We start from the raw sequence: 12,823 nt of genomic DNA on the forward strand, positions 1-12,823 counted from the left end.
GGCCCATGACCAGTACACGGAGCTGAAGACCATCTGGATCAACGCTTCGTGACCTGAGCAAGACCGGTGCTGTTCTGACGGAGTTCGGCACCTGGCCGCTTTTGTGGTGGCTTTGCTGGCCCTATCGCCGGCAAGCCAGCTCCCACAGGGACCCCACAGTCTTCACGGCCTGTGCAGTACCTGTAGGAGCGGCCTTGTGTCGCGAAAGGGCTGCGAAGCAGCCCCCAGGATTTTAATGCAGATGCACGAATTGCCGGGGCCTGCTCAGAACTTCGACAAGATCCAGTCCCGCATGCGGCAACAGGCGCTGTCGTCCTTCTTCTGCTCGTTGAAGGTCAGGAAGTGCTGGCTGTCCTTGTGCACCAACTCCTGCGCCACCGGCCGTACCAGCACCCCCTCCTCGATCAGCGGCTCGATCAGGTAATGCCAGCCCAAGGCGACCCCCTGGCCCTTGATCGCCAACTGAACCAGCGAGCCGTAATCGTTGGAATGCAGCAATTGCGCACCTGCCGCCACCCGCGCACTCAAGTCGACATTGTGGTACTCGAACCACATGTACCAGTCGATGTGCTCGGCAATCTGCGAACGGCCGTAAGGGCTGAGGTTCAGCAGTGAGCCCTGGCTGATACCGTCCAGCGTGGCCACTTCCGGGTGCTGTGCCAGGTAGCCCGGGCTGCAGATCGGGTAGATCACGTCATAGGCCAAAGGGTGGCTGCTGTAGCCTTCCCTGATCTTCGACAGCTTGTTGATGAACATGTCAGGCTGGACCCCAGGTTCCATGTTCACGAAATTCTGGGTGATGACCAAGTTCAGGTCGATGTCCGGGTTCGCTGCCAGAAACTCCGGCAACCGCGGCGTCAACCACAAGCCGGAAAACGCCGGTGTACAGCACAGTGTCACCACCCGCTTGCCCTTGTTCTGCCGACGTATGCGGCTCGAGACCTGGGCGATGTTGCTGAGCGATAGCTGTACGGCATCGAAAAAGATCGCGCCTTCGGGCGTAAGCGCCACCGCCCGCCCGTTGCGGATGAACAGTTCGGCGCCCATGAAACCTTCCAGCTCACGTATCTGTTTGCTGATGGCCGCCTGGGTGACGCACAGCGACTCCGCCGCGCGGGTGAAATTGAGGTACTTCGCCGCCGCGACGAACGCCTTTACGGCGCGCAGCGAAGGCATTTGTATAAGCGCCTGATCGGGCTCTGTGTGCTTGACCATTGACCTCTACCAGTTATCAGGAAACGGGGGGCAGTCGCCGCTGGCCCATCATACAAAAAAAGGGCCTCGATCGAGGCCCTTCGGTACTTCATCGACACGACTGGCGCGCGCTATTCATCGCCTGCACGCAGCTCCTTGAACTTCATGTTGGCCTTGGCGCCGATGGTCAGGAACGGCTGTGGCGGCAACGGCTTGGGCTTGTCATAGGCGCTGAGTATCTGCACCAGTTCACTGTCGATGCCCACTGCCAGGTCCGCCGCAGCGATGCCTGCCGCACTCGACTTGGAAGCACCCAGCCCGTTGCAACCACAGGCAGCGATCACTCCGGTATCGACTTCACCGAACGCTGGCACGCTGTTCCAGGTCAGTGCCATGGGGCCGCCCCAGCGGTACTCCATGCGCAACCCCTTGAGCGTGGGGAAACGCGTCGCGAACTTGCCGTCATGTACACGGCCGGCACTGTTCACCTGACCATCGCCAATGGTCAGGCTCGGGTTGTAGCTGTAGCGCCAGCGCACCAGAATCCGGTCACTCTCACCATCGCTGATCCGCCGCACCGTGGTGCCCATGGGCAACGCCGGGGTGGCCGCCCAGGTACGCTGGCCCGGTAGAAGTCTGGGGTCGAAGCGCTCGGTCAGCGAAGCGTAGGTGAACACATGCAGCAGCTTGCCCTTGAAGAAGCCGAAGCTCTGCGCATGGCCGTTGTTGGCGAGGATGATCTTGCCCGCGGAGACCATGCCGTTTGGCGTCTTGATCACCCACGCGCCCCCCACCTGCTTGAAGGACAGGGCCGGCGTCTGTTCATACACCTGCACCGGGTCAGCCAGGGCATCGGCAAAACGCCTGACGTAGGCCGCCGGCTGGATCATCACCGTGCCCGGCATGAACATGCCCGAGGTGTAGGCCGGGCTGCCCGTTACCTCGCCAATCTGCCGGGTGTCCAGCAGCTCATACCGCTCACCCAGCGCGTCGAGTTGCTTGCCGTAGGACAGGATGTGCTCGTCCCCCTGGGTGCCCCGGGCCACGCTGAAGCGCCCACAGGGGTCGAAGACTTCCTTGCCCCAGCCATGCAGGTCGGCCAGCTCCCTGCCCAGGTCGATGGCCGTGCGGTACAGCTTGATGTCACGCCGGGCGCGCTCGAGCGAACCACCACCCAAGCCCTCGGCGGACACTTCATGCGGCAGGTCGATGATGAAGCCGGAGTTGCGCCCGGAGGCCCCCTCGCCGACCAGCCCGGCCTCGAGCACCACGACCTTCAGCGTCGGGTCACGCCGGACCAGTTGGCGGGCCGCCGACAAACCGGCAAAGCCACCCCCGATGATGGCGACATCCGCCGTGACCGCACGGTTGAGCACGGCCTTGGCCTGGCGGCGTGGCAGCATCTCCACCCAACCCGAGCTGCCATTGTTGCTGGGCAATTTCGAAGCAGTGTACATAGTGAGCGCCCCTGCGAAATCAGGAAGCCGATGCTTCGCGTTCGATCAACGGAGCCAGTGCCTCACGCAACGCACCCAGCTTGCTTTCGGCCAGGCGGGCCAACGGACGGCGCGGGTTGCCTGCGTCATACCCCATGATCTGCGCGCCGGCGTACACCGACTGCACATAGTCACCCTGCCAGATCAGCGACATCACCGGGGCCAGGCTCTTCCAGATCTGCTGCACCTGGGCCCAGTTGCCTTCGCTGGCAGCATTGGCCACGGCAACGCAGGTCTTCGGCGCCATGTTCGCGCCACCCCAGATCAGCCCTGCCGCGCCGGCGAACAGTGCGTAGGGTACCAGCGGGTCCGCGCCGTTCATGGTCGGCAGGCCGGTGCGCGACAACGACGCCTGGGCTGCCAGATCGCCGCTGCTGTCCTTGACCGAGACAAAGTTGGGGATCTGGCTCAGTTGCTTGAACAGCGACGGTGTCACTTCGACACCGACGGCCTGTGGCACGTTGTAGCCGATGATCGGCAGGCCGGCCTCGGACACGCTCGAGTAGAAGTCGACAATGCCCTGGTCGTCGGTGGGGCCTTCGAAGTAGGGCGGCAGCACCATCACACCGTCGGCACCGCAGTCCTTGGCGTGGCGGGTGCGCTCGACCACTTCCTCGACCAGCAGCGCCGAAGTCTGCGCGATGACGCGGGCGCGGCCGTTGATGACCTTGGCACCAAAGGCCACCAGCTCCTTCGATTCATCCTTGCTCAGGTAAACGTGCATCCCGGTTCCGGAGCTGAGTACGAAACCATGCACACCTGCAGCGATGTAGCGCTCGATCAGGCTCTCGAAACGCGCGTAGTCGATCTTGCCCTGTGCATCGAACGGGGTGGTGATGGCCAGGTTTACGCCGGAAAACTTGAATGCGGACATTGGGGTAACTCCTTATTGTTTTCAGCTGGACGGTCCAGCCAAGGCATTGAGCGTGCTGCGGCTCCATGCAAAAGGCTAAAGTCTCATCCACTGTGCATACAGCGACATTTCGGGCGACGACTTGATGAGAAAAGGTTATGCCGCACACTGCACGAACCCCCGCAGGCCTGAGTGATCTGTATGGTTAGCGCCAGGCAAAAGCTGATTTTCGGAGACAAGCATGCTGCGTATTTTTGAACGATGGCTCGACCCCTTCCCCCCTGACGAGATACCACCGCCACCGGTTGGTCTGTTGCGCTTCATGTGGGCCTGCACCCGGGGTGCGCGCGGCTACATCCTGGCGCTTGCGCTGCTCAGTGCCGGGGTATCGATCTACGAAGCCTGGCTGTTCGCCTTCCTCGGCCAGGTCGTGGACCTGCTCTCGGCCTGGCAGGCCGGCGGTGCCGTCGGCCCCGAAGAAACCCGGGTGCTGTGGGGTATCGGCATCGTCCTGCTGGTCAGCATCGGGTTGGTGGCGCTGCGCACCATGCTTCAGCACCAGGTACTGGCGATCAACTTGCCGCTGCGCCTGCGTTGGGACTTTCACCGGCTGATGCTGCGCCAGAGCCTGTCGTTCTTTTCTGACGAGTTTTCCGGCCGGGTCACCACCAAGGTGATGCAGACGGCGCTGGCGGTTCGCGATGTGTTGTTCACCCTCATCGAGATCCTGCCCGGGATCGGTGTGTACTTCATCGCGATCATTGCCCTGGCCGGTGGCTTTGCCCTGAAACTGATGCTGCCCTTCATTGCCTGGGTCGTGCTGTTCGGCCTGGCCATGCTGTATTTCGTGCCACGCCTGGGCAAGGTCGGCCAGGAGCAGGCCAACGCCCGATCATCGATGACCGGGCGGGTTTCTGACGCCTACACCAATATCACCACGGTGAAACTGTTCTCGCACGCCAACCGCGAAGCGCATTTCGCGCGCGCAGCCATGGAGGACTTCAAGCAGACCGGTTTTCGCCAGATGCGTCTGGTCAGCCAGTTCGAAATCGTCAACCAGGCGCTGGTGGTGGGCTTGATCATTGCTGCCGGTGGCTATGCGCTGTGGCTGTGGCACCAGGGCCAGGTCGGCACCGGCGCGGTGGCGGCGATCACCGCCATGGCCTTGCGTATCAACGGCATGTCGCACTGGATCATGTGGGAGATAACCTCGCTGTTCGAAAACATCGGCACCGTGCAGGACGGCATGGCCACCCTCACCCGCGGCCCCAAGGTAACGGATGCGCCCGGCGCTGCCGAGCTGGTAACCAAGGGGGGCGCGGTGAGTTTCGACAAGGTCGGCTTCAACTACAACGGCGAGCGTCAGGTACTCGACGACCTGAGCCTGCACATCCGCCCGGGCGAAAAAGTCGGTTTGGTCGGCCGCTCCGGCGCTGGCAAGTCCACCTTGATCAACCTGCTGCTGCGCTTCTACGACGTGGACCGTGGGGAAATCCGCATCGACGGGCAGAACGTGGCCAAGGTCACCCAGGACAGCCTGCGCAGCGCCATCGGCATGGTCACCCAGGACACCTCACTGCTGCACCGCTCGATTCGCGACAACATCGCCTATGGCCGCCCCGATGCCACCGAAGCGCAGATCCGCGCCGCTGCGGCCAATGCCCAGGCCGATGGTTTCATCAGCCAGCTCAGCGACCGCCAGGGCAACACCGGTTACGACACCTTGGTGGGAGAGCGCGGCATCAAGCTGTCTGGTGGCCAGCGCCAGCGCATCGCCATTGCCCGGGTGATGCTGAAGAACGCGCCGATCCTGCTGCTGGACGAAGCCACCAGTGCGCTGGACTCGGAAGTGGAAGTGGCCATTCAGGAAAGCCTGGATGAAATGATGCAAGGCAAGACCGTCATCGCCATCGCCCACCGGTTGTCGACGATTGCCGCCATGGACCGGCTGATCGTGATGGATGAAGGGCACATCATCGAGCAAGGCACCCATGCGCAACTGCTGGCGAAGAATGGTACTTATGCGCGGTTGTGGCAGCACCAGAGCGGCGGGTTCCTGGGTGAGGACCAGGGCGTGGCCGAGGCGATGGAGTAGGCGCAAGGAGGGATCAGGCACCGCGTCGCCTGCTTCGCGGGCACGCCCGCTCCCACAGGGATCGCGCCAGGGCAGGGACTTCTGCACTCCTGCAGAATCAACTGCCCTGGCGCGATCCCTGTGGGAGCGGGTTTACCCGCGAAGACGGCAGCACGATTCCCGGACCATACCGCCTCAATCCAGCACCGGCCGCAACAACGCCTGGGCCTCGTACAGGGTCGGCAGATACCGCAAGCGTATTTCATCCACACTCAACCGCGAAGCATGGGTGGTGATGGTCAACGTCGCTTTCAGCCGGCCAGCCCGGTCCAGCAGTGGCACACCCAGCACGCGCATGCCGATTTCATACTCCTGGTCCACGATACAGAACCCCTGCTCCTTCACCCGCAGCAACTCCGCCTCCAGCTGTAACCGGTCCGTCTGCGTATAAGGCGTCAACCCCCGCAGCGGGTTACGCGCAAAGTAGGCATCCCGCTCCCCCTCATCCAGCCAGGCCAGCCAGACTCGCCCGCCGGCGGTGCAATACATCGGCACCCGCGAACCCGGCCGGATCGACAACGAGGCCACATGGCTGTAGCGGCTGCGTACCAGGTGGATGATCTCGTCACCATCACGGGTACCCACCGACACATGCTCCTGGGTCTGCCGCGCCACCTGCTCGACGATCGGCCGCAGCATGCGCGGCAGTTGTGCCGAGTCCACATACGCCTGGCCAAGGCGCAGCGCCTTGGGCGTAAGCCAGTACTCACGGCTGTCGGTTTCGGCAAACCCTTCGTGCACCAAGGTCAACAGAAACCGCCGCGCGGCACTGGGGGTAAGGCCGGACAACCTGGCCGCCTGCGGCACGCTAAGGCGCGGCTGCTCGGCGCTGAACAGCTGCATGAGTGCCAGGCCCTTCTGCAAGCCGGCGATCAGGTCACGGGGGTGGATAGCGGGGGTGTTCATCTATTCGACTCGCAAGCAGGGCAAATACAGCCGATTACCGCGATAACCGGATCAGTGATGCGATTATCGCATTAAACGCCCGATCAGCGCATTGTTGCCCACGCCCCCTTGCCTCACCCTTGGCCTGCATAACAACGCCAATAAGGAGGTCAGCATGATTCGTGGTTCCACTGAACTGGTCGCCATCGTCGGTTCGCCCATTGCCCAGGTGAAGTCCCCCGAAAACTTCAACACCTGGTTCGCCAACAACAACTGCAACCTCGCCATGCTGCCCATCGACCTGCATGAGGCCGCACTGGATACCTTCGCCGGCACCCTGCGCGGCTGGCAGAACCTGCGCGGTTGCGTGGTCACCGTGCCGTACAAGCAGGCCCTGGCCAGCCGCCTGGACGGCCTGAGCGAGCGCGCAGCCGCGCTGGGCTCGGTCAATGTAGTGCGCCGTGAGCAAGACGGTCGCCTGCTGGGCGACAACGTGGACGGCGCCGGCTTCCTCGGTGCTGCGCGCAAACATGGCTTCGAGCCGGCGGGCAAGCGTGCGTTGGTGATCGGTTGTGGCGGGGTCGGCAGTGCCATTGCCTATGCGCTGGGCGAGGCCGGCATCGCCAGCATCACCCTCAGCGACCCCAGCACCGCGCGCATGGGCGCTGTGTGCGAGTTGCTCGGCAATGCCTTCCCCGCGGTCGAACTCGCCACCCGGGTCGACGGGCTGGAAGGCTTCGACCTGCTGGTCAACGCCTCCCCTGTCGGCATGGGCGGCAGCGCGGAACTGCCGCTGCCTGCCGCCCTGCTCGCCACCTTGCAAGCCGAAACCCTGGTCGCCGACGTGGTCACCTCGCCCGAGATCACCCCGCTGCTGAAGCGGGCACGCCAGGTTGGCTGCGCGGTCCAGACCGGCCCGGAAATGGCCTTCGCCCAGCTCGGCCACCTGGGCGCCTTCATGGGCGTCACGCCGCTGGAGATCTGAAGCCATGCCGACGCATGAACATGCGCAACACAACTTTGACCTGGTCGTGCTGGGCAGCGGCGCCGGTGGCTTTACCGCTGCCGCCACGGCCGCGCGCCATGGGTTGAAAGTGCTGGTGGTGGAAAAGGCCGCACACTTTGGCGGCACCTCGGCGATTTCCGGCGGGGCGGTGTGGCTCTACGGTACCGATCAAGCCCGCGCCGCTGGTGCGGTGGACTCTCCCGAGGCCATTCGCACCTACCTCAGGCAGGTCATCGGCGACGGCTATGACCCCGCCCTGGTCGACGCCTTCATTGAGCATGGCCACCAGGCACTGCGCTGGCTGGAACAGAACACCGAACTGCGCTACGCCCTGCGCCCGCACTCGCCGGACTACTACCCGGACGCCCCCGGTGCCACCCAGTTTGGCCGGGCGCTGGAGATGGTCGAGTACGACGGCAAGCAGCTCGGCCCGCACTTTAAGAGCCTGAAGATGCCGCCGCCCGGCATGTTGCTGTTCGGCGGCATGATGGTCAACCGCGTGGATATCCAGCATTTTCTCAGTATCCGCCGCTCGCCCCGGTCGCTGTGGCATTGCCTCAAGCTGATGGCGCGTTATGCGCGGGACCGTCTGCATCACCCGCGCGGCACGCGGCTTACCACCGGCAACGCCTTGATCGCCCGCCTGGCCAGCAGCGCCTTCGCCCATGGCACGCAGCTGTGGTTACGCAGCGAAGCCCTGGAGCTGATCGTCGAACGCGGCGTGGTCACCGGCGTGGTGGTGCAACGCGAAGGGCGCCGTGAACGGGTGCTGGCCCGGGGCGGTGTGGTGTGCGCCATGGGCGGGTTCGCTGCAGGCGCGCTCGCCGACAGCTACCGGCCGGCCCGGCAAGCGCCGCACCTGACCATGTCACCGCCTACCAATGACGGCGCTGCCCTGCGCCTTGGCCAGGCCGTGGCCGCAGCCCAGGGTGAGGGCCTGGTGACCAACTTCTTCTGGGCACCGGTTTCCGAACTGCGCCATGCCAGTGGCGAGCATGAGCGCTTCCCGCACCTGGTCACCGACCGCGCCAAGCCGGGCGTGATCGCGGTGAGCCAGGACGGGCGACGCTTCGTCAACGAGTCCGATTCCTACCACCACTTCGTGCAGACCATGTTCGCCAAAGGCATTGCCAGCTGCTGGCTGGTCTGCGATGCCGAGGCGATGAACCGCTACGGCCTGGGCCTGGCGCGGCCAAAGCCGGTGGACAACCAGGCATTGATCGACGCCGGCTACCTGTACCGCGCCGCAACAGCGCAGGCCCTGGCCAAGGCCATTGGCGTCGACCCACAGGTGTTCATGCAGACCCTGGAGCAGTTCAACGCCGACGCCCGCAACGGCATCGACCGCGCGTTCGGCAAAGGCGGCAACAGCTACAACCGCTACATGGGCGACCCGCAACACACGCCCAACCCATGCCTGGCGCCGCTGACCAGCGGCCCGTTCTACGCCATCCGCATCCACACCGGCGACCTCGGCTCGGCCCGCGGCCTGGTGACCGACGCCCAGGCCAACGTGCTGAACCGCGATGGCCAGCCGATTGCCGGGCTGTATGCAGTCGGCAACGACATGAATTCACTGATGAAAGGCACCTACCCCGGCCCCGGTATCACCCTGGGCCCTGCCCTCACCTTCGGCTGGCTCGCTGCCAACCACATCGCCGCGCGCCTGCAGACACCAACCACCCACATGGAGACTCCAGCATGTACTACGAACTGAGAACCTACACCCTCGACCCATTGAAAATGGCCGACTGGCTGAGCCTGTACCAAAGCCACGCGCTGAAGGTGCAAAGCGAGCATCTCGGTAACCTGGTCGGCTTTTTCACCAGCGAGTTCGGCGAGGTCAACCAAGTGGTGCATATCTGGGGCTATGCCAGCCTCGACGAGCGCATGGCACGCCGCGCAGCCATGGCAGCGGACCCGCGTTGGGCCGAGTTCTCACGGCGCAACCGCGAGCTGGGCGCGGTACTGCACTTGCAGTCGCGAATGCTGCGGCCCACCGGTTTTTCGCCGCTGCAGTAAAACCTTCCTCCAACGCCTGAGCGGAACCCCACCATGCAACCCCTCGAATGTGACGTACTCGTCATCGGCTCCGGTGCCTCTGGCCTGGCTGCCGCCGTTACTGCCGCCCATCACGGCCTGCAGGTGATCGTCGCGGAAAAAGCCAGCCAACTGGGCGGCACCAGCGCCTGGTCGGGGGGCTGGCTGTGGACACCGCGCAACCCGCTGGCCATTGCCGAAGGCATCGTCGAGACCGACGATGCCCCGGAGCGCTACCTGCGCGCGCAAACCCATGTCAGCGAACTGAACCCGCGCCAGCGCGCCTTCCTGCACCATGGCCCGGAGATGGTGGCGTTCTTCCAGCAACACACTGCCGTACAGTTCCAGTGCGGCAGCCGCATGCCCGACATGCGCGAAGGCGACGGCAGCGCGCGCGGTGGGCGTTCGCTGTGCGCGCTGCCATACGACGGGCGCCTGCTCGGGCCCTGGCTGCACAAGCTGCGCCCACCGCTGGACATCGTCAGCCTGGCCGGCATGGGCATTGCCGGCGGCGCCGACATGGCCGCCTTCTTCAACGCCACACGCTCGCCCACGGCCGCGCTGCATGTGGGCAAGCGCCTGCTGCGCCATGGCCGCGACCTGCTGCTGCACCGGCGCGGCCTGCAACTGGTCAATGGCAACGCCCTGGTGGCACGGCTGCTGCGCAGCGCCCTGGACCTGGGCGTGACGCTACTGACCGACAAGCCGGCCAGTCGCCTGCTGGGCGAAGGCCGGGTCAGCGGCGCGCAGTTTGCCGACGGCCAGATGATCCATGCCCGCCGCGGTGTGGTTTTGGCCTGCGGTGGCTTTGCGCATGATCGCCAGCGCATCGCGCAACTGATGCCGCATGCGCCGGACGGTGACCAGCACTACTCCGCCGCGCCATGTGAAAACAGCGGCGACGGCCTGCGCCTGGGCGAACAGGCCGGTGGCCTGGTCCAGACGACTGCGACCCATGCGGGGGCCTGGGCACCTGTGTCGCGGGTGCCGCGCAGCGATGGCAGTTTCGGCCATTTCCCGCACTTGATCGATCGCGCCAAGCCCGGTTTCATCGCCGCGCGCCGCGATGGCCGGCGCTTCGTCAACGAGGCCGATTGCTACCACGACTTCATGAACGCGCTGTTCGCCGCCACGCCGCAGGGTGAAGCGCCGGAAGCCTGGTTGATCTGCGACCATGCCGCGCAACGGCGCTATGGCATCGGCTGGGCCAAGCCCTTCCCTTTCCCCACCCGCCACTATCAACGCTGCGGTTACCTGCACAGCGGTCGCACGCTGGCGCAACTGGCACAGCGCTGCGGGATCGACGCCGCGCAGTTGCAGCGCACGGTGCACGACTTCAACCGCCATGCAGCCCAGGGTGAAGATCCGCTTTTCCGGCGCGGTGCATCGGCCTACAACCGGGCGCAGGGCGAGCCGTTGCAAGCCCCCAATCCATCGCTGCGGCCACTGCTGCACGGGCCGTACCACGCAGTGAAACTGTTGCCGGGCAGCCTGGGTACCTTCGCCGGCCTGGGCACGGATGCCTCGGCCCGGGTGCTGGACCGCGAGGCGCGGCCGATCCCCGGGTTGTATGCGGTGGGCAACGATATGAACAGTGTGATGGGCGGTTATTACCCGAGTGGTGGTATTACCTTGGGGCCGGGGATGACATTCGGTTATCTGGCTGGTAGAGCATTGAGTACCTTGACCACCTGAAATCACGTTGCCCCTTGCCTTGCCCGCAGGCCCAACGCAACCGTTCGGTAACCGAACACTAGCCCTTCCCTTCAATTGACGCTGCCGCCTTCACTGCTCACCATGCACCGGCCTTGCGTGCCCCCCTGCCTGGGAACCGGTCACGTACTCGTAGCACCGCAGCTGAATACAATTTCAAGAATCGAGCAGTTTATGAACCACTCCAAGATCACCCCCGCCGCCCCCCGGATGCCCCAGGGTTCGATCGGCGACAAGCTTCGCGGCGCCTTCGGCGTCGGCAAGACCCGTTGGGGCATGCTCGCCCTGGTGTTCTTCGCCACCACCCTGAACTACATCGACCGTGCCGCGCTCGGCATCATGCAGCCCGTCCTGGCCAAGGAAATGAGCTGGACGGCCATGGACTACGCCAACATCAACTTCTGGTTCCAGGTCGGCTATGCGGTCGGCTTCCTGCTGCAAGGCCGGCTGATCGACAAGGTCGGGGTAAAACGCGCGTTCTTCTTCGCCGTGCTGCTGTGGAGCCTGGCCACCGGCGCTCACGGCCTGGCCACCTCGGCCGCTGGCTTCATGGTCTGCCGCTTCATCCTCGGCCTGACCGAGGCCGCCAACTACCCGGCCTGCGTGAAGACCGTGCGCCTGTGGTTCCCGGCTGGCGAACGGGCCATCGCCACCGGCCTGTTCAACGCCGGCACCAACGTCGGCGCCATGGTCACGCCGGCCCTGCTGCCGCTGATTCTGGCCGTGTGGGGCTGGCAGGCCGCGTTCATCGCCATGGGCAGCCTGGGCCTGGTGTGGGTGGTGCTGTGGGTGCTGAAGTACTACAACCCTGAAGATCACCCGCGCGTGCGCCAGAGCGAGGTGGAGTACATCCAGCAGGATGACGAGCCCGAGCCGACCCGCGTGCCGTTCAGCCGCATCCTGCGCCTGCGTGGCACCTGGGCGTTCGCGGTGGCCTACGCGATTACCGCACCGGTGTTCTGGTTCTACCTGTACTGGCTGCCACCGTTCCTCAACCAGCAATACAGCCTGGGCATCAACGTGACCCAGATGGGTATCCCGCTGATCATCATCTGGCTGACGGCAGACTTCGGCAGCATCGGCGGCGGCATCCTGTCTTCCTGGCTGATCGGCCGTGGCGTGCGCGCTACCACGGCGCGGCTGGTGTCGATGCTGATCTTCGCCTGCACCATGGTCAGCGTCACCTTTGCCGCCAACGCCAGTGGCCTGTGGGTCGCGGTGGCGGCCATCTCGCTGGCGGTGGGTGCACACCAGGCGTGGACGGCGAATATCTGGAGCCTGGTGATGGACTACACGCCCAAGCACCTGGTGAGCACGGTGTTCGGTTTCGGCAGCATGTGCGCTGCGATTGGTGGGATGTTCATGACGCAGATCGTCGGTAGCGTGCTGACCGCTACCAATAACAACTATGCCGTGTTGTTCACCATGATCCCGGCGATGTACTTCCTGGCGCTGGTGTGGATGTACTTCATGGCGCCCCGCAAGATCGAGAGCGCCTGAAC

Annotated in this window: 10 protein-coding genes; 6 read left to right on the forward strand and 4 right to left on the reverse strand. The window is 64.6% G+C overall.

Annotated features, from left to right (window positions below; genetic code table 11):
* Positions 1-264 precede the first annotated feature (264 nt).
* From CAG34_RS23125 to CAG34_RS23135, 3 genes are all read right to left on the reverse strand, one after another.
* Positions 265-1,215 carry a LysR family transcriptional regulator gene (locus tag CAG34_RS23125; protein WP_025339615.1) on the reverse strand — a complete coding sequence of 317 codons (951 nt, stop codon included), beginning with the start codon at positions 1,213-1,215 and terminating at the stop codon, positions 265-267.
* Between the two features lie 110 nt (positions 1,216-1,325).
* On the reverse strand, positions 1,326-2,651 hold the full coding sequence (locus tag CAG34_RS23130; RefSeq protein WP_085592615.1) for an FAD-binding oxidoreductase: 1,326 nt from the start codon (positions 2,649-2,651) through the stop codon (positions 1,326-1,328).
* A 19-nt stretch (positions 2,652-2,670) separates the two neighbouring features.
* The gene (locus tag CAG34_RS23135) at positions 2,671-3,564 is read right to left on the reverse strand and encodes a dihydrodipicolinate synthase family protein (RefSeq protein WP_085592617.1); all 894 of its coding nucleotides are present in this window, start codon (positions 3,562-3,564) and stop codon (positions 2,671-2,673) included.
* Positions 3,565-3,784: 220 nt separating this feature from the next.
* Between CAG34_RS23135 and CAG34_RS23140 the strand changes: the two genes are divergently transcribed.
* Positions 3,785-5,638, forward strand: a complete 1,854-nt coding sequence (locus tag CAG34_RS23140; RefSeq protein ID WP_085592619.1) for an ABC transporter ATP-binding protein — start codon at positions 3,785-3,787, stop codon at positions 5,636-5,638.
* Between the two features lie 174 nt (positions 5,639-5,812).
* On the opposite strand, the gene CAG34_RS23145 is transcribed toward CAG34_RS23140, so the two are convergent.
* The gene (locus CAG34_RS23145) at positions 5,813-6,583 is read right to left on the reverse strand and encodes an IclR family transcriptional regulator (protein WP_025339626.1); all 771 of its coding nucleotides are present in this window, start codon (positions 6,581-6,583) and stop codon (positions 5,813-5,815) included.
* 154 nt (positions 6,584-6,737) lie between these two features.
* Here CAG34_RS23145 and CAG34_RS23150 point away from each other — a divergent pair, with 154 nt between their 5' ends.
* The 5 genes from CAG34_RS23150 to CAG34_RS23170 all read left to right on the forward strand — a co-directional run bounded on the left by CAG34_RS23150 (position 6,738) and on the right by CAG34_RS23170 (position 12,821).
* Positions 6,738-7,547 carry a shikimate dehydrogenase gene (locus CAG34_RS23150; RefSeq protein WP_085592622.1) on the forward strand — a complete coding sequence of 270 codons (810 nt, stop codon included), beginning with the start codon at positions 6,738-6,740 and terminating at the stop codon, positions 7,545-7,547.
* A gap of 4 nt (positions 7,548-7,551) precedes the next feature.
* On the forward strand, positions 7,552-9,285 hold the full coding sequence (locus CAG34_RS23155; protein WP_085592624.1) for an FAD-dependent oxidoreductase: 1,734 nt from the start codon (positions 7,552-7,554) through the stop codon (positions 9,283-9,285).
* On the forward strand, positions 9,270-9,590 hold the full coding sequence (locus CAG34_RS23160; protein WP_085592626.1) for an NIPSNAP family protein: 321 nt from the start codon (positions 9,270-9,272) through the stop codon (positions 9,588-9,590). The genes CAG34_RS23155 and CAG34_RS23160 overlap by 16 nt, the downstream gene beginning before the upstream one ends.
* A 33-nt stretch (positions 9,591-9,623) precedes the next feature.
* Positions 9,624-11,303, forward strand: coding sequence for an FAD-dependent oxidoreductase (locus CAG34_RS23165; RefSeq protein ID WP_085592628.1), 1,680 nt, complete (start codon positions 9,624-9,626; stop codon positions 11,301-11,303).
* Between the two features lie 192 nt (positions 11,304-11,495).
* The gene (locus CAG34_RS23170) at positions 11,496-12,821 is read left to right on the forward strand and encodes an MFS transporter (RefSeq protein ID WP_025339631.1); all 1,326 of its coding nucleotides are present in this window, start codon (positions 11,496-11,498) and stop codon (positions 12,819-12,821) included.
* Positions 12,822-12,823: the final 2 nt, after the last annotated feature.

The sequence above is a fragment of the Pseudomonas sp. B14(2017) genome (genome assembly GCF_002113255.1).
Classification (GTDB): domain Bacteria; phylum Pseudomonadota; class Gammaproteobacteria; order Pseudomonadales; family Pseudomonadaceae; genus Aquipseudomonas; species Aquipseudomonas putida_Z.